General features: G+C 42.3%; 15 protein-coding genes. 8 read left to right on the forward strand and 7 right to left on the reverse strand.

Features of this window, described 5'->3' with window-relative positions; translation table 11 throughout:
- Positions 1-138 precede the first annotated feature (138 nt).
- Positions 139-372, reverse strand: coding sequence for a hypothetical protein (locus tag K5Q73_RS03885; RefSeq protein ID WP_220761842.1), 234 nt, complete (start codon positions 370-372; stop codon positions 139-141).
- A gap of 181 nt (positions 373-553) precedes the next feature.
- Here K5Q73_RS03885 and K5Q73_RS03890 point away from each other — a divergent pair, with 181 nt between their 5' ends.
- The 4 genes from K5Q73_RS03890 to rlmM all read left to right on the forward strand — a co-directional run bounded on the left by K5Q73_RS03890 (position 554) and on the right by rlmM (position 3,953).
- Positions 554-1,465: a transcriptional regulator GcvA gene (locus K5Q73_RS03890; RefSeq protein ID WP_220761844.1), complete on the forward strand. Its 912-nt coding sequence runs from the start codon at positions 554-556 to the stop codon at positions 1,463-1,465.
- Positions 1,446-2,177 (forward strand): alpha/beta fold hydrolase, encoded by a 732-nt coding sequence (locus K5Q73_RS03895; protein ID WP_220761846.1) that lies wholly within the window; start codon positions 1,446-1,448, stop codon positions 2,175-2,177. The genes K5Q73_RS03890 and K5Q73_RS03895 overlap by 20 nt, the downstream gene beginning before the upstream one ends.
- A 66-nt stretch (positions 2,178-2,243) precedes the next feature.
- On the forward strand, positions 2,244-2,630 hold the full coding sequence (locus tag K5Q73_RS03900) for a DUF423 domain-containing protein (RefSeq protein ID WP_220761848.1): 387 nt from the start codon (positions 2,244-2,246) through the stop codon (positions 2,628-2,630).
- A 240-nt stretch (positions 2,631-2,870) separates the two neighbouring features.
- Complete coding sequence (gene rlmM / locus K5Q73_RS03905) at positions 2,871-3,953, forward strand: 23S rRNA (cytidine(2498)-2'-O)-methyltransferase RlmM (protein ID WP_220761850.1); 1,083 nt, start codon at positions 2,871-2,873, stop codon at positions 3,951-3,953.
- Positions 3,954-4,078: 125 nt separating this feature from the next.
- Here the strand turns inward: rlmM and K5Q73_RS03910 are convergent, their stop codons facing one another.
- The gene (locus tag K5Q73_RS03910) at positions 4,079-5,089 is read right to left on the reverse strand and encodes an isocitrate dehydrogenase (protein WP_220761852.1); all 1,011 of its coding nucleotides are present in this window, start codon (positions 5,087-5,089) and stop codon (positions 4,079-4,081) included.
- A 250-nt stretch (positions 5,090-5,339) separates the two neighbouring features.
- Between K5Q73_RS03910 and K5Q73_RS03915 the strand changes: the two genes are divergently transcribed.
- The 3 genes from K5Q73_RS03915 (at position 5,340) to K5Q73_RS03925 (ending at position 9,235) form a co-directional block, all read left to right on the forward strand.
- Positions 5,340-8,135: a S9 family peptidase gene (locus tag K5Q73_RS03915; protein WP_220761854.1), complete on the forward strand. Its 2,796-nt coding sequence runs from the start codon at positions 5,340-5,342 to the stop codon at positions 8,133-8,135.
- A gap of 129 nt (positions 8,136-8,264) precedes the next feature.
- Positions 8,265-8,906: a MarC family protein gene (locus K5Q73_RS03920; protein WP_220761856.1), complete on the forward strand. Its 642-nt coding sequence runs from the start codon at positions 8,265-8,267 to the stop codon at positions 8,904-8,906.
- A 116-nt stretch (positions 8,907-9,022) separates the two neighbouring features.
- On the forward strand, positions 9,023-9,235 hold the full coding sequence (locus tag K5Q73_RS03925; protein ID WP_220761858.1) for a hypothetical protein: 213 nt from the start codon (positions 9,023-9,025) through the stop codon (positions 9,233-9,235).
- 188 nt (positions 9,236-9,423) lie between these two features.
- Here K5Q73_RS03925 and K5Q73_RS03930 read toward each other — a convergent pair whose 3' ends face one another.
- From K5Q73_RS03930 to K5Q73_RS03950, 5 genes are all read right to left on the reverse strand, one after another.
- Entirely contained in the window at positions 9,424-9,810 is a 387-nt protein-coding gene (locus K5Q73_RS03930; protein ID WP_220761860.1) for a DUF3192 domain-containing protein, read from the reverse strand.
- Positions 9,811-9,915: 105 nt separating this feature from the next.
- Entirely contained in the window at positions 9,916-10,686 is a 771-nt protein-coding gene (gene xni / locus K5Q73_RS03935) for a flap endonuclease Xni (protein WP_220761862.1), read from the reverse strand.
- 297 nt (positions 10,687-10,983) lie between these two features.
- Complete coding sequence (ppnN, locus tag K5Q73_RS03940; RefSeq protein ID WP_220765300.1) at positions 10,984-12,336, reverse strand: nucleotide 5'-monophosphate nucleosidase PpnN; 1,353 nt, start codon at positions 12,334-12,336, stop codon at positions 10,984-10,986.
- Between the two features lie 78 nt (positions 12,337-12,414).
- Entirely contained in the window at positions 12,415-13,971 is a 1,557-nt protein-coding gene (locus K5Q73_RS03945) for a GGDEF domain-containing protein (protein WP_220765301.1), read from the reverse strand.
- A 120-nt stretch (positions 13,972-14,091) separates the two neighbouring features.
- On the reverse strand, positions 14,092-16,263 hold the full coding sequence (locus K5Q73_RS03950; RefSeq protein WP_220765302.1) for a tetratricopeptide repeat protein: 2,172 nt from the start codon (positions 16,261-16,263) through the stop codon (positions 14,092-14,094).
- A 127-nt stretch (positions 16,264-16,390) separates the two neighbouring features.
- Here K5Q73_RS03950 and K5Q73_RS03955 point away from each other — a divergent pair, with 127 nt between their 5' ends.
- Positions 16,391-18,187: a M61 family metallopeptidase gene (locus K5Q73_RS03955; protein WP_220765303.1), complete on the forward strand. Its 1,797-nt coding sequence runs from the start codon at positions 16,391-16,393 to the stop codon at positions 18,185-18,187.
- The last annotated feature ends 47 nt before the right edge of the window (positions 18,188-18,234 follow it).

Below are 18,234 nucleotides of genomic sequence, written 5' to 3' on the forward strand. Positions count from 1 at the left end.
ATAGGTATGGCAAAGGCGACTTTAAATGAGTCGCCTTTTTTGTATTTAAAATAGCGCAGTTGATTAGCGGTTAGTGATCAACAGGCACAAAAAAACCACCTAGTTGGTGGTTTAAAAGTTGAAGACTTAGAAGCGATATTAGTCGGCTAATAACACTTGAGCAGTTGCTTCTTCGTTCTTCTTCTGTTCATCTGTGACTAACATGGTATCAAGTTCAGATGTTAACTGAGCCTGCATTAATTCCATGCTTTCTGCTAAGTTAGCTGTTAATGTCGCTTCAATATCTTTAGTGTCGATTGTTAATTCGTCAGCGCTAACTGATGCCGATACGCTGAGAATAGCAATAACAAATACTGATTTAAGGTTGAACATTCGTATTAGCCTCCAGGCTTAAATTTGGGTTGTTAGACACTCCCCAATTACGTCGTAGAGGCTGTCCAACTGGTATCATTTCGTTGGGGCAAATTCTGTACAAAAAGACTAGCCTTTACAAACGATAAAATGTAACAATAGTCATTAGAAAAACTAATTAAAAATCGGGATCTGGATCACTATGGCAAGACGATTACCTCCCCTTAATGCAGTAAAGGCATTTGAGGCTGCAGCTAGGCATTTAAGCTTCACTCGGGCAGCTGAAGAATTGTTTGTAACTCAGGCTGCTGTGAGTCATCAAATTAAAGCATTAGAAGAGTATCTTGGATTAAAATTATTCCGTCGTAAGAACCGCTCATTGCTGTTAACTGAGGAAGGACAGAGTTACTTTCTCGATATCAAAGATATCTTCACTCAACTTGCCGATGCGACTGACAGATTATTAGCGAGAAGTGCCATAGGCTCGCTTACAGTAGCCACATCGCCTAGCTTTGCGATTCAATGGTTAGTGCCAAGACTTGCTAAGTTTAGCGAGAAAAATCCAGAGATTGACGTACGAATTAAGGCGGTGGACGACGAAGATGGTTCACTCACTGATGATGTTGACGTAGCAATTTATTATGGCATGGGTAACTGGCAAGGGATGCGTGCTGATAAGCTCCGAAACGAAGTACTTATCCCGGTATGTTCACCTCTATTACTCAATGGTCCTAAGCCATTAGAAAAGCCTAGCGATCTTAGAAATCACACCTTGTTACATGACTCTAGCCGCCAAGATTGGTTGGCTTGGTTTAGACAATGTGGAATTACTGATATTAATGTGAACCAAGGTCCAATATTTAGTCATTCTTCTCTGGTGTTGCAAGCAGCAGCTCATGGTCAAGGTGTGGCGCTAGGCTACAGCGTACTTGCAAGACCCGATATCAAAGCTGGTCGTCTAGTCTGTCCTTTCCCTGAAGTTTTAGTCAGTAAGAATGCATATTACTTAGTATGCCAACAAAACCATGCCGAAATAGGAAAAGTGGTTGCCTTCAGAGAGTGGATGCTAGATATGTTTGAAGAGGAGACCCGCAGTGAGTTGCTTACAGGATAACTTAAAGCAAGCCTATTTAGACGGCGAGTTAGCTTCGGCGATTGCCGCGCTCAAGAGTGAGGATTTACGCTTCGATGCCAGTCAGTATCTTATTGATGATGTTAACGGCGAAGCAACGGCCAATCGCTGCTGTGACACCTTAATTGTGTTGGCTCATGGTGCAGGCGCTAATATGCAACATGAGTTTATGACAGCCATGGCCACGGACTTGAGTTCGAGCGCCAAAGTGGTTCGTTTTAACTTCCCATATATGCGTGCCAATGCCATCGATGGCAAGCGTCGTCCACCCGATAGAGCGCCTAAGTTGATTGCTGACTATGCCTTGCAGTTAGCGATTTTAAGGCTGCAGTTTAAGCCTAAGAAAGTTTATTTAGTGGGTAAGTCGATGGGCGGACGTATGTCGGCAATTTTGGCCGAGAGCCTTAGTGTCGATGGTGTTATCTGTTTAGGTTATCCGTTTATTCCTCTAAGTGGTGGTGAGCCTAGATTGGAGCCGATTGAGAAGTGCATGGCGCCTATGATGGTGATCCAGGGGGAGCGAGATAAATTTGGCTATAAAGGCTTAGTCGAAACTTGGCCTGCAATGAACCCAGTTCAACTGCACTGGTTAACCGATGGTGATCATGGTTTTAAGCCAAGAAAGTCGTCAGGCACCACATTAGAAGCTAATCTAGGTGAAGCTGTCGCGCTTATCAAAGCGTTTATTCAATAGTAACAATAACTTTAGTTGAACAGTGGTTCACAATATTTAAGGTTGTTGGTAACTTTCGGAGGTTAGATGCGTAATGGATTTTTGCTGCTAGCAGCATTGAGTGGTTTTATTGCTGTCGCGTTAGGGGCATTTGGTGCTCATGGACTAAAGAATGTAGCACCGCCTGAGTTGATAGCCATCTTTAACTTAGGTGTCGAATACCAGTTTTATCATACATTCGCCTTAATTGTGGTGGCGTTTTCTGGCCACTGGATTAAATCACGGCTACTCGATTGGGCCGGTTATCTGTTTATTGCTGGCATCATCTTGTTCTCTGGCTCACTTTATTTATATGCATTAATTGGTGCAAAATGGACTGGGCCCGTGACCCCAATGGGGGGAGTGTGTTTCTTACTCGGCTGGCTATTAATTGCCGTTGCGGTATGGCGTAACCGAGTTAAAGAGCTCGATTAGATGCCACTTACTGATAAGGCTGGCTATGGGCAGGGGAAAGATAGGACTGAATATTAAATTTTAGACAGTACCCAGCTCAGCTTGAACAGTGTAAAATAGCGGACAACAACTTTGTTGGCCGCTTTTTTATATCAATTATTCAATAACGCTAATTGTTTTAAGCGCTATGCTTTTGAAGCAACAGTACCATTTTGAACCAAGGTACTTTGATTGATATTATTTTTATCTTCAGGAAATTCAATGATAAACCTATTTTTATTTTGCCGTGCTGGCTATGAGAAAGATTGCGCAGCAGAGATCCAAGTGCGCGCAGCTGAGCTCGATATTGGTGGATTTGTAAAAACCAACACCAATGATGCTTATGTGATTTTTCAGTGCTTCCAAGCCGGCGATGCTGAAGTTTTAGCTAAAAATATCAGCCTAGACTCACTTATTTTTGCCAGACAGATGTTTGCTGCAAAAGAGTTGCTTAAAGGCCTGCCAGAGCAAGATAGAATTGGCCCAATCGTTGAAGCACTAACGCAAGTAAACAAAGCGGGTGAGCTGCGTGTTGAAACACCAGATACCAACGAAGCAAAAGAGTTATCTAATTTCTGCCGTAAATTTACTGTACCGCTTAGACAAGCGTTGAAGAAATCTGGCACCTTGCTTGAAAAAGAAAACCCTAAGCGCCCAATTATTCATGTGTGTTTTGTTGCCTCTGGCCAAGCATATGTTGGTTACTCTTTGAGTAACAACAGCTCACCTTATTTCATGGGGATCCCAAGACTTAAGATTGCAGCCGATGCGCCGAGTCGCTCAACCTTAAAGCTTGATGAAGCCTTTATTCACTTCATTCCTAAAGAAGAGCAAGAAACTCGTCTTAGCAGTGGTATGAAAGCAGTGGATCTAGGTGCTTGTCCTGGTGGTTGGACGTATCAGCTAGTGCGCCGAGGCATGTTTGTTGCGGCAGTCGATAACGGCCCTATGGATCAAGGCTTGATGGACACCGGCCAGGTAAAGCATTACCAAGCCGATGGTTTTAGATTCGAGCCTCCAAGAAAGAACATTACTTGGTTAGTTTGCGACATGATTGAAAAGCCATCTCGCGTGGCTGAGCTTATCGAAGCTTGGGCAATCAATGGTTGGTTTAAAGAGTCTATCTTCAACTTAAAACTGCCTATGAAAGCACGTTATAAAGAAGTGTCGACCATTCTAGCTACGATGGAAGAGATCTTAAAAGAAAACGGCGTTGATGATTTCTCTATCGCCGCTAAGCATCTTTACCATGACCGTGATGAAGTCACTGTTCATCTTTGCTTACGCCCAAGTCAACCTTGGTAAAAAATAAGCTAAATTGAGAGTAGATTGAATTAAGTCTGTTCGAATGCAGATACAAAAAGACCCCATGTGAAAATATGGGGTCTTTTTTATTTAAACGACTAAATTAATTCAGGCGTTTAAAGTGATTAAGATAAACGTTCAATCACAGATTGAGTGAAATCTGTAGTACCGTGAGTACCGCCAAGATCGCGCGTTGTACGGTCGCCTTCTTCAATCACTGCGGTAATAGCACTGCGAATTAGCTCAGCTTTATCTGACATACCTAGATATTCAAGCATCTGAATCGATGCCAGCACAACCGAGGTTGGATTAGCTAGGTTCTTACCTGCGATATCTGGCGCACTGCCGTGAACCGCTTCAAAGATTGCAGCGTCGCTACCTATGTTAGCGCCAGGTGCCATACCTAGACCGCCGACAAGACCAGCACAAAGATCTGATAAGATGTCACCAAATAGGTTAGTGGTGACAATCACGTCGAAGTTTTCTGGATTCATCACCAACTTCATACATGTCGCATCAACGATCATCTCTTCCGTTGTGATGTCAGGGTAACGCAGGCTGACTTCACGAGCGACTTTCAAGAACAGGCCTGAAGTTGACTTCATAATGTTAGCTTTATGAACGATAGTGACCTTTTTACGACCTTCTTTACGAGCAAGTTCATAAGCAAAGGTAGTGATCTGCTCTGCGCCTTGACGAGTAATGATACTGGTCGCTTCAGCTGTTGCACCGTCTTCAGAGACAGTTTGACCTAGGCCTGAATACATACCTTCGGTGTTTTCACGTACTGTGATGATGTCGATATTGTCATAACGAGCCTGTGTGCCTTTAAAAGACAGTACCGGGCGTACGTTTGCATAAAGGCTGAATTGCTTACGTAGGCTAACATTTATCGATGTGAAACCTTCACCGACCGGAGTCGTTAAAGGGCCTTTAAGAGTAATACGATTTTTTTCGATAAGCTCGAGGGTGCGCTGGGGTAATAATTCACCGTGCTTCTCTAAAGCAGTTAAGCCCGCATCTGCAAACTCATACTCGAAATCACAACCTGCTTTATCAAGGATCTTAATTGCTGAGTCGATAATGCTTGGGCCAATCCCATCACCAGGGATAACGGTTATAGTTCTTTTTGTCATGGATAGTCCTACCACGGTTAGGCGTTACTGCAATTGTCTGACCATGTCTTGGGACACGGAAAGTGACTTGGAATTTTTCTTTTTGTTCGATCTATTTTAAACACTTTTAAACAACTTTTACAGGAAAGAGTGAGCAATCTCACGTTTTTTTCTGTAGGGTAACTTGCATAAATACCTGCTTATGACGATGATTGTTCGTTAGAAGGTTAAAAAGTCTACTTTAGTCTAATAATAAATAATGAGGAAGACCTTGAAGTCATTACCTATCACATCTCTATTACTATTCTCGACGAGTTTGTTATCTGCAAACTTATTGGCGGCGACAAATCGAATAACCCCTGACGATATCATGCGATTTGAATCGCTAAAAAATCCTGTGATCTCAGATACTGGCAATATGCTAGCAGTCGAGGTTACACCAGATCGTGGTGATAGCCATGGTCTTGTCAAAAACCTTAGTGCGAATAATGAGTTTAGTGTAAAAGGCGGCAGCAATCCAAAAATTAGCCACGATGGTCGTTTTGTTGCATTCGTCGATGCCATCCCTTTACTCGACTCCGAGAAGGCGAGCAGTAAAGCCAAGAAGAAACTCAAGTCCGGCTTGGTGTTACTAGATACCAGTACGGGTGAAGAACAGCGATTTGAACGTGTAAAATCATTTGAATTCAATGAGAAAGGTACGCATCTAGCTATTTGGTTTGAAGCAGAAGAATCGAAAAAAGACGATAAAACAGAAGATAAGACTCAAAGCAGTAAAAGTGATGTAAAAGTCGATAAAGATGACAAAGGTTCTAAAGTTGAGCTGATTTCGCTTAATAGCCTGAAATCAATCACTTTTAAAGATGTTACAGCCATTAGTTTTGACAACTCAGGACTTAACTTTGCTTTAGCAATAAATAATATTGAAACCAATAAGCACGAGTTGAGAGTGGTTAAACTGGCAGATAATACTGCATCGATAGTTCACAGTTTAAAACAACAGCAGTTTGGCTCGATAGCCTTATCTGATGATGGCAAGTATTTAGGCTTTACTAATGGTGATGCAAAGGCTGAACTTTTTGGTCGCGAATATAAACTGTCGTTATTGAATCTTGAAAACGGTCAAATTATTGAAACTGCTAAATCACAAGACTGGACGTTAAACCGTTACACGACATTGCGTTTCTCTGATGATAGCCAACGCTTATTCTTTGGCCGTGTACCGCAAGTGAGCCAGCAGTTGCAAGTGGCTAAATATGAAGAGCAGGCAGATCTGTTTGATAAACAGGTTATCACCTCAAATCGTGCACTTAGAGTATGGCATGGTGAGGATCCACGTATTAAGCCTCATGAAGTCAAACAGTATAAAAAAGAGCTTAAGCGCACTTATTTAGCGGTACTGCATGTTAACGGTAATAACTTGGTACAACTTGCTGATCTTAATGTGCCAGACGTAGAAGTGCAGCAGCAGAAACGTTTTGCACTGGCCAGCTCTGATCTGCCATATCGTAAGATGATCACTTGGGCCGGTTTTTATCGCGATTATTACCTAGTTGATTTAAATACTGGACGTAAGATCCCGTTACTCACTCAGCAAAGTAGCTCTGAAGAGCCTAGTTTGTCGCCAGCTGAGAAATTTGTTTCCTACTACTTACATGGCAACGTCTTCCTGTATGAAATAGCTCAAGATAGGCGTACAAACATCACCAAAACATTAGGTGTTTCTTTTGCCGATGAAGATCACGATTATCCATCAAACGCACCAAGCTATGGCTTAGGGCCTTGGATTAGCGAAGATACAGGCCTGCTACTGTATGATAAATTTGATATCTGGCAGATCCATACGGGGTCTCATGATGCATTCAAGTTAACAGCCGGTGAAGGCCGCAAGCAAGGAGTGCAATATCGAGTAACCGGCTTAGTTGATGATAAAGACCAGCCAACTGTGTTTAAGAGCGATGAAAAAATTCTTTTACATGGTTACAGTGATATCGATAAAGGTGACGGTTTTTATCAGGCTCAAATCGGTGTTGCTGGCGTCAGCCCTTTGATGGAAGGAGACTATAAACTTAAACTTTTAGCCCGCAGTAAAGATGCACAAACGATAGTGTATTCCAAAGAGCAATATGATTTGTTCCCTGATCTTTACACTGCTAATTACGACACGCCACAAAAAGCAGTGCGTCAGACAGAGTTTGACCAACAGCGTCAAGGCTTTAACTGGAGCCAGTCTGAGTTGGTTCAATGGACCAATGGCGACGGTAAACCGCTTGATGGGGTTTTGATCAAACCAACAAACTATGTCGAAGGTCAGCGTTATCCTGTGCTGGTCTACTTCTATCGCTTTATGAGTGACAGGTTGCATGCCTTCCCACAGATGAAGCTCAACCACCGTCCAAACTTTGCATGGTACGCCGACAATGGCTACGCAGTATTCTTACCCGATATTCGCTTTGAAGTTGGTTACCCAGGTGAAACCTCGGTGCAAGCCTTAACCTCTGGTGTGCAGCACCTTATCGATATTGGGGTTGCCGATCCACAAGCGGTAGGCATTCAAGGACACTCTTGGGCTGGTTATCAAACGGCATTCGCCGTGACCAAAACTAATATATTTAAAGCGGCTGTGACAGGTGCGCCAGTGTCGAATATGACAAGTGCATACAGCGGTATTCGCCATGGTAGCGGCCTCGCTAGGCAGTTTCAGTATGAAACGGGTCAGAGTCGTATTGGCGAGAGCTTATTTAAATCGCCACAGTTGTACATAGAGAACTCTCCGGTATTTTACGCAGAGCGTATTAAAACACCTATGATGATCATGTTTGGTGATAAAGATGATGCGGTTCCTTGGGAACAAGGGGTTGAAATGTACTTGGCGATGCGCCGTGCAGGTAAAGACGTAGTGTTCTTACAGTATCAAGATGAGCCACATCACCTTAAGAAGTACCCTAACAAGCTCGATTACAGTATTCGAATGATGGAGTACTTCGACCATTATCTAAAGGGCAAGCCAGCGCCTAAGTGGTTAAGTGAAGGTGAAGCCTATACTGAGTACAAAAAGGCTGACTAAGCCAGATTGTTAACTTTTAAAAAACCGAGATGTTTATCTCGGTTTTTTTTGTCTTGAAAATTAGACTGAGAGTGTAAACTGAATCGTAGTCGCTCAATTTTTAATGAATGATTATATGGGAGAGTAAAAATGGATGGAATTTGGATACACTTTGCTACGGTGTTTATGGGCTTTTTTGCGATTATGAATCCTGTTGCCAATGTGCCAATCTTTCTTGGGCTAACCTCTAACTATGATGAGAAGACAACTCGAGCCATCGCTTTTAGAGCGCTAATAATTGCGTTTGCCATCACCTGTATCTTTGCGATTTCTGGCCAGCTTATTTTTAATCTGTTTGGTATTTCCTTACCTGCTTTTAGAATTACCGGTGGCTTGTTGATATTTTTAATTGGTTTCCATATGTTGCAGGGCAATCAATCGACTGTTCACCATGATAAAGAGTCGCCTAGTGGTGAGTCACTTGAAACCAAGTTGAGTGTTGCTGTATCTCCACTAGCTTTACCTATTTTGGCGGGGCCGGGCACTATCACGACAGCGATGAACTTTACTGCTGCTGGTGGTGGTGTGCCAGAGCTTGTGAGCACCATAGTTTCGTTTGTTTTGTTATGTTTGATTACTTATATTAGTTTTATTTTTGGTGGGCGCTTAGTGAGTTATTTAGGCAGCGCTGCGCTTGGGGCTATCACAAGGATGATGGGACTCATTCTTGCCGTTATCGGAACTCAGATGGCTGTAGAAGGCTTACAGGGAGCTTTTAAAGTGCTAGGTTAGCCGAATGTCTGTAACAAAGATGTTAAGGTGTGAAAGGTAATTTCAGTGGATAAAAAGTTTTAATAAGCATGCCTTATTAATGAACTAAGATTTGTGTTCATCAACAAGGAGCGTATATGAATACCCAAAGAGCCATTTTAATGAGTTTGTTTGTGCTTGCTTTACCACTATCGGTTAATGCTAAAGCTTTAGAGGGAGAGCCTGAATGGGAGGCTCGCAAGATAGGTAGTGGAGAAAAGCAAACAGAGAGAGAACGTTTATTGCTAGAGCTAAAGCGATTGCAAGAGGCTGAAAGAGCTGAACAGGAGCGCTTAGATAACGATGCTTAGATAAAGGTGCTTAGTTAGACAAAAGCGCTTAGATAACAGCGTTTATTTAATAGTGTTTAGAGATTGACGGTTAAAGCTGTTTAGTAAAAAGCGACTCTTTTCAGGCAGCTAAACACAAAAAAAGCAGCGATAACTTCGCTGCTTTTGCTTTATAGTCTGTAAAGCTCGACCGTTATTAGTTAATTAGGCTAGCCATCGATAGGGCTTGATAGGTATTGATTATAGGTATCTTCACCCCAAGCTATGAGCTTTCCTTGCTTAAACAGCAGTGGTGTACACTCCTCTTTGGAGGTCTCGCCATCTGAAGTTTTATGGTGGGTTCGGTAAAACAGAACTTCTAAGTTTTGTTCATTAGATATTTTAGCTTCAGTAAAGTCAGCCTTGCCAAACAGGGTTTTAATCTCAGCGATGTTTTGTCCAATCGCCACTTCGGTCATCATCGCTTTATTATAGGCCTGCCTATCTTCCCAATCCATCTCGTCTGGTGTTGGCTCATAGGTCAGCATAATTACAGCAACGAAGGCTACGTAAGCGATAAAAATACTGATGACGATGACTGGGAGTTTAGATTTCATCCTAGCAATGCTTCCTTCATACTATTTCTTCGAAAACGTTAAGATACTATCTGACCACGTAATGGTAAATGCCAAAGTGACAACTTTGTGTTAACAAATGTAAGTTTATTTGGAGTCAGGCTTTTCGATTCTAAACTGCTTTAAGTTAACGCTTAGGGGCATATCAGTTTTAAGCTGAACCAGTTTATAGCTTAGGCGCGCCATTTGCTTACCCGCTTCAAGTTTTTTAGCCTGCTTAGATCCTACCTTGTCGATAGAGTTATAGATATTTGCTAGAGAGCGATAAATTCTAAGTAACTCAACGGCAGACTTAGGTCCAATACCGGGTACGCCTGGAATTTTATTGCCACTATCACCCGCAAGTGCAAGATAATCAATTAACTGATTTCTCTCGATACCTAGCTTTTGTTCCATCTCATCAATCGTTAGGTAGGTTTGATTGAAGTGATCCCATTGCTTGATATTAGGGTGATTTAATTGGCTGAAACCTTTGTCTGTTGAGACGATAATCGCTTCGCCATCAATTTTTACCAACTTAGTTGCCAAAGTCGCGATTACGTCGTCAGCTTCAGAGTCTGCATCGACTGAGTGGAGTTGGTGCTCTGCTAGAAAAGCTTTGATGTCATTAAGGCCGTTTGCTAAGGCCTCTGGCATAGGCTTTCGACCTTTTTTGTAATCCGGGTATAGGTTTTTTCGCCACGAGACTGCATCGCCATCCCATACGATAGCTGCATGAGTTGGCGCATGGTATTTAAGCAGTTTGCGACAGGCACCATTTACACGCTCTTTCAGCCCCGTGATATCGGACTCATTAGGTTGTGCGGCGTGGATGCGCCGCACCAAGTTCATGCCATCGATAATAAGCAGTTTATTCATTTAATCATTTTCACTTTATAACTTTCTACTTTATGACTTTGTAGCAGGGAACGTACTCGCTTACCTGTAACATTAGATTCATTAGGCTGTGCGGCGCGGTTCCGTTGCTACAAGTTCATGCCATCGATAATTAATAGCTTATTCATTTAATACTCTATGACCTACTTTATGACTTTGTAGCAGGGAACGTACTCGCTTACCTGTAACATTAGATTCATTAGGCTGTGCGGCGTGATTCCGTTGCTACAAGTTCATGCCCTCGATAATTAATAGCTTATTCATTTAATACTCTACGACCTACTTTATGACTTTGTAGCAGGGAACGTACTCGCTTCCCGGTAATTTCATTCGTTGTTGGCTAACAAAGGCGCCTAAAAGCTCGTCCATTAACCGCATTAGCTCAGGGTCACCCTTGAGCTCGAAGGGACCGTTGGCTTCGATTGCCTTAATGGTATCCATTTTTACATTACCGGCTACGATGCCTGAAAATGCTTTACGTAAGTTGGCAGCCAATTCTGCTTTATTAGGTTGAAAGTGCAGATCTAGATTACTCATGACTTCATGGGTTGGCTCAAAAGGAAGTTGAAACTCAGGCTCAATTTTTAAAGACCACTGGTATTGATATGAATCACCATTTTCTCTGCGGAAGGTCTTGATCTGCTCCATAGCCTCTTTCTGTATTCGAGCGACTTTAACCGGATCGTTAATAACGATCTGGTATTTACTTTGTGCTTCTTCACCTAATGTTGCACCGATAAACTCATCGATTCTTAAGAAGTATTCTTCACTCTCTTTTGGCCCGGTTAGCACGAGAGGGAAGGGGATATTCTGATTATCTTTATTGAGTAAGATACCGAGTAGGTAAAGTAGCTCTTCTGCCGTGCCCGCTCCACCAGGGAAGATAATTATCCCGTGTCCCAGTCTAACAAAGGCTTCTAAGCGTTTTTCAATATCAGGCAGAATGACTAACTCATTCACAATTTGATTTGGTGGCTCAGCAGCAATAATACTAGGTTCAGTAAGACCGATATATCGAGCGGTATTCACTCTTTGTTTGGCATGGCCAATGGCGGCACCTTTCATTGGCCCTTCCATTGCGCCTGGTCCACAACCCGTGCATATATCTAGCTGGCGTAATCCGAGCTCATAACCCACTTCTCGGGTGTATTGAAATTCGGTTTGATTGATACTGTGTCCACCCCAACAAACAACAATATTGGGATCAAGCATCGGCATTGAGCGTGCGTTACGTAAAATATCAAAAACGACGTTGGTGATATGGCTCGCATTCGTTAAGTTGATATGTTTAAGGTTATCGAACTTATCGTTGATATAAACAATATCCCTAAGTACTGCGAATAGGTGTTCTTGGATCCCGGCGATGATCTCGCCGTCTACGAAGGCTTCTTCGGGTGGATTGGTTAGCTCAATCTTAATGCCTCGCTCACGGCGTAAGACATTAATATTAAAGTCACTAAAGCGCTCAAAAAGTCCTTGAGCATTATCGCTTTTAAGACCCGATGCGAGTACGGCGAGTGAGCAGCTGCGGTAGAGCTGATAAAGCTCACTTTTGGCGTTCTGTTTAAGTCTATCAACTTCCAGTTGCGAAAGTTGATCTAGGCTTCCTCTTGGGCTTATTTTTACTATCATAGCAACTCCTTAAGCAGTGATTAGCAAGCTGTCCCTTATAAAAGAGAGTGGTAACGGGTGTTATCACAAGGGGAGGAACTAAAAGTCAATGATGACCCTATCTCTGCTTTCATTTTTGGCTTTATAAAGCGCTGCGTCGGCTCGGTCGAATGTTTCTGCGATGAGCTCATTTTCGATAATTTGTGCAGCACCTATAGATACTGTAACTGTAATTCGCTGATTTTTAAACTTAAACGGTATACTTTTTACTTTTTCTCTTACACGGTTTAGCAAAGAATGGATGTCACTCTCGGTAATATTAGGCAGCAAGAGTACAAATTCTTCACCGCCATAACGAGCGACAAACTCTGACTCCCGTAAGGCATTTTTCAGAGCCATTGCAATTACTTGCAGTGTTTTATCCCCAGTGCTGTGGCCAAAGCTGTCATTAATCGTTTTGAAGTGATCGATATCGGCGACTGCAACCCATAACGGCTGTTTAGTGCGCTTATAGTTGCGGTATTCAATATCCATTCGCTCTTCTAATGCACTACGATTTGGTAGCTGAGTTAATGAGTCTAATAGATTAAGCTTTTGCTGCTCAAATAAGCGTTCTTTGTACGATTCCGTTTCTTTTCCAAGAGCATTAAGTTCTTGGCGTAAGGACTCTACAGATTGCTTTAACTGGGTTTGCTCTCTATTTTCAAGCAGCTCTTTTCGCCCTAGAGATTTTCGTAAAGAAGATAAATGCAGGGTGATTTGGTTTTTTAGCTCATCAAGATCATCGACTTCAATCACAGCTTCGCCAACGTTATCAACTTGGCAATTGATATCGCGATTGAGTTGTTTAGTTACTTGAAAATTCTTTACCGAGTGGCTGTAGCTATCGGTGACAACCTCTTGAACATTGCTCAGAGCATTGTTGAGTACGTATAGAAACTCTTGCGATGCGGTTTTTTCTCTAGCAATGTTTTCGAGTAGTAGAGTGAGCACCACTTGGTAAGCTTCAAGCAAAGTGTCCAGTTCAAACTCTTCGGTTAACGCTCTCTTTATTTCAGAGATCTGTTGTCGTTGCTCTTTTCTAAACTCTATTTCTGATAACAGTTGTGCAAGCTCATGAGCGGCTTGTCTATGACGAGGTAGAATCTCAAATTGTTCACCAAGGTTCAGTTTTTCTTTTAGGATTTCATCATAAAAGTTAACGACCTTCTCCACCTTCGGGATGTAATCCCAATGGGTATGAAACGGCTTAAGTAGATCTTTTTTAAAATAAGAAATTTCTAGCTTTAATTTACTCGGAAGCGAGTCAATACGCTGAATTTGGCTCACCATATTCGCTAATGATTGGCGGCTGTCTTCGAGCTGCAGCATTACACGAGCATATTGCTGCTTAAGAATAGTATCGGCTTCATTAAGCGCCGGTAGTGAATCTTCAAATTGGTTAAATTTAGCTAATTTATGGCGCAATTTAGCGAGCTTATTATCAAGCTCTAAATTTTGGCCTTTACAGGCAAGGCTTAGTTGTCCAATAAATTGTATAAGGATATGCAGCTTTTCATTTTGCTCTTCGGTCATCTCTTCTAACGCCTGTCTAGCAACAAATAGTTTTTGCTGTAACATGCTTAATTGAGACGTACTTATGGCGGCATCCTTCATGTTTATTTGGGTTCCTATAACTAGCGCTATTTAAAAATGAAGCTTAAATTTAATCACTTATCTTATCAGTAGTCTTCAAAATAGAGAAATTAACATCGGCATAAGCAGAGATTAAAACGCCTATATGGCGATTTTGTCTTCATTGATATCGATGTTTTGATGACTCTTCCATCTTGGCCAAATGATATCTTGTTTATTGCCATTGGTTTCGACCTTAATAATGCCGCGAACGATGCTCTTTTCGATGTTGAGGTACAGAGGTTTATTGAATATTCCAGCTGAAGCAAAATTGAGTGCTTTCATGGTGACAAAATAATTTTGCTCGCTGCCTAATGTTCTCGCGGCGGATAACAACATCTGCAAGCTACCGAAGTGCTGAGCGGCGGATAATTTAATAGCAGAATCACCTAATAATGGTAGCTGTAATACTCCCAAATGAAGGCTTGTTTTCCCATATTGGTCACCAATAACATCCGTTAGCATTGCGAGCAGCTCGTTAGGGGCTATCAAGGAGTCAAAACTGAGTAAGAATACCCCTGGTCGGATAATGTATGGCTGGCAGTTTAGTGCATTGCTGATTGCTAATGCTTGCTGGGTATTCATATCTGAATTGCATTGAAAGCCCTGAACTAGATCGAAATCGAGTTGATCAGAAAGTGAAATCAATGCCAATGTTTTTATTGGTTTATTATGCCGAGCAAAATCTAGCTTGAAGGCCAAATAACCAGGGAGTCCAGTAAAGGGGTCGAGGTTCTGAGATTTACTTAGATTAGCATTAACTTCGCTGAACTTGCTCTTAAGGCGCCATTGCTTAATCAAAAGCAGCAGCGTCAGGCATAAGGTGAATATGCAAAATATACTGACTAACCGAGTGATATCAAGTTGTGCAATTTTTGCCTGTAACTCATTTTGGCTCTGGTTTAATTTGAGCTTAAGTTTTTGCTCAATGACTTGAGACTGGGGCTCTATTTCTATCGACGGCTGCTTAGTTTGGTTATCCAACTTGTTTAGTCTATGAAGGCTGTTGTAGGCATCTTTATAGCGGCCAAGGTTTTCGAAGGCATAGATTTGTCTGGTTAATGCCTCTTTTAACTCTGGATTTAACTGTTTTGACTCGGCAATCGCAATCGCTTTTGTGGCGTAATTAAGTGATTTATTCCAGTCGCTTGTGCTTGCTGTCACTTCGGCAATGAGTAAGTCGTTATAAACTAAATAGTGGTCGCTATTCTTGGATGTGAAAATTTTATTAGCTCGTTCTAAGTTAATTAGTGAGCTCTGAAGATCATCAACTTTAAAGTAGGCTTCGCCTAGATTATGCAGGTTAAGAGCTAAGCCAATGTAGTTACCTAGCCTTGATTCAATTTGTTGTGAATTCAAGTGATAATCAATCGACTTGTACCATTGTCCTTGTTGGGCATAAATCATGGCAATGACTGTCATCGCTGATGATACATAGTTGTCGTTGCCAAGTTGACCAAAAGCGTCTGCGGCATTATGAGCCGATTGAAGTGCTTCATCCCAAGATCCTATATCGCGATAGACCCTCGCAAGCTGAAGCTCTATATGGGCATTTTGGGAAGGGTTGGTTTCAGTTCTGGTGTATTTTACCGCCTCAGTGTAATGAGAGAGCGACTTACCGAGTTGCTGTTGTCGGTAATAATATTTACCCAATATGGATTCAGCATGGGCGAGTAAATAATCACTATTGAGCTGCCTTGAGAGTGTTGAGAGTTTGCTTAAGTGCTGCAAAGCGATAACTTCTTTACGCAAAATCATATGCATGACACTAAGGTGTTCTTGCAATGTGTAGAATAGAACGCGATCTCTCTGAAGGCTGGAGTGCTCAAGCAGTGCAACGGCTTGCTGATAGTATTCGATAGCAGCGAGGTAGTCTTGTTGGCTTTTTCCTGCGTAGCGCCCTTTGAGCATTAACAAATAACTTTTGTCGAATGCACTGTGACTAATATGCTCAAGTTGATCAATGAGGCGCTTAGCTGCGATATAGCGGTCTTTATCTTTATTATAAAGCTCCATTTTTAAGCGAGCTGAAAGTTGAATGTCACGCTTTAACTCTGTGCTTGCACGTTGCTGCAATTGACTAAACTCTGTGAACATTTCTGCAGAGGTTAATAGAGGTAAGGCAGGAAGTGTTTTCGCTAATGATTGCTCAAGCGCCAGCGGTGCTTCTCTTAACAGCACTTCTGTTAGCACTTCATCTCTTGGGGCTGCATAAGCATAGCTGGCAGTGTGTGATAAAAATATTAAGGATACTAGGGTAATTAAAATTCGCATCAAAAGGCCATTCCTTGCGCCTAGATGTTAAATTAAGCGCTTGATTTTTGTTATTCTTTGGCTTGATTGAGTCTTGTGTTATATTTTTTCGGCTCAATTAGAATAATAATAACAGAAGGATGTGAGAGTGAAACCTGTAGTTGCCTTAATCTTAACTTTTGGGGCGTTAGCCAGTACTAACGCTATTGCCAATGTAAACTACCAGATCGACTTAACTAGCCCTGAACATCATTTGGCGAAGGTGGAAGTCGTTTTTCCTGAGACACAGTCAAAATCATTAGTGGTTAACTTACCAGTATGGCGAACGGGTAAGTACCAAGTGCTGCCATTGGCGGACGCTGTTAGAACCTTTACGGCTACTGACGATAACGGCGCAGTATTACCTTGGACAAGGACCGCAAGTGGTGAGTGGACCGTTGCGTTAACTGAGCCAACAAGCGTAACTGTTAGCTATCAACTTTATGCCAATAAATTAGGCCAGAGGGTAAATCATATTGATGCATCCCATGCTTTTTTAGACGCCAGCGGTACTTTTGTCTATAGCCCTGAGTTTAGGAATGAAGCTTTAACGGTTTCCTTAGATGTACCAAGTGACTGGAATAGTTACTCGGGTATGGACAGTGGCGATGAAGCACACTCTTTCACTGCAGATAATTACGATATTTTAGTCGACTCCCCAATTGAAACCGGGATCAGCGAGCACCGCGCATTTAGTGCCGACGGTAGAGCCTATGAACTCGTTGTTTGGGGGGAGGGTAACTACGATATCGACAAGATGGTTAACGACTTAAGCAAGCTTAGCGGCCAGGCCGAGGTCATTTGGGATGATTATCCGTTTGAGCGCTATGTTTATATGGTTCACGCTACAAGTGGAGCCCGCGGTGCAACAGAGCATCTGAACTCAACTATTATTCAGCGGCCACGTTTCAGCTATCGAGATCGCAAAGATTATTTAGGATTTATTAAAACGGCTTCTCACGAGTTTATTCATACTTGGAATGTTAAGGCATATCGCCCAGACGGTTTAGTCCCTTATAACTATCAAGATGAAGAGATCACGGAGCTACTTTGGATTGCCGAAGGCTCAACCAGTTACTTCCAAAGCCAGTTATTGTTACGTGCAGATGTAATGACTCCAAAAGAGTTTTTGGAAGATTTAGCCAAGCGAGTGGCACAGAGTGAACAAACTCCAGGCCGAGAAATACAATCAATTGCCGATGCCAGTGCTAATCAGTGGGCAAGTAGTGGTGGTGATTACGCGGTTAATCACAGCACTAATATCTATTCAGAAGGTTATTTAACGTCATTAGCGTTAGATTTTTCGCTACTTGAAGAAACCAAACTTAAGCGCTCATATCGTGATGTGCACCGTCAGCTTTACAATGAGCACCGCATTCCGACGGGCTATACCATTGCTGATGTGAAGCAGATTTTAAATACTGTAGCCGGAACTAGCTATGAAAGCTGGTGGCAGCAATATGTGAACTCACCAGTCAGTTTAGACTTTGACGCACTACTCGGTCTGGCTGGTTTAAAAACCAGTTATGGTAAAGACGCTAAAATAGAGCCTTTTGCTGGGGTAACCTTGAAGTCGGGTACCTTGGTGTTATCGCAGGTGCTGCGTAATGGTCCGGCTTGGAATGCGGGCATCGTACTTGGCGACGAGATTGTGGCGGTTAACGGCCTTAAGGTGACAGCGACAGGCTTTGAGTCACGCATTAAAGATTTTAACGCCGAAGACACAATTAAAGTGACGTTATTTAGTAATGACAGGTTGAAAGAAGTCGAGCTTACACTCGGTGAGAAGCAAAGTGGTAAGTTGACAATCACCAGTGTCGATAAGCCTAGTCGCTCACAAAAAGCCTTTTTTGAGGCGTGGCTGGGTGTCGACTGGCCGTTTGATAAACAAGGTCAGCTAAAATAAATCAGACTTAAACAACAAAAAAGGCGCCATCAGGCGCCTTTTAATTA

The sequence above is a fragment of the Shewanella sp. MBTL60-112-B2 genome, assembly GCF_019655055.1.
GTDB lineage: Bacteria > Pseudomonadota > Gammaproteobacteria > Enterobacterales > Shewanellaceae > Shewanella.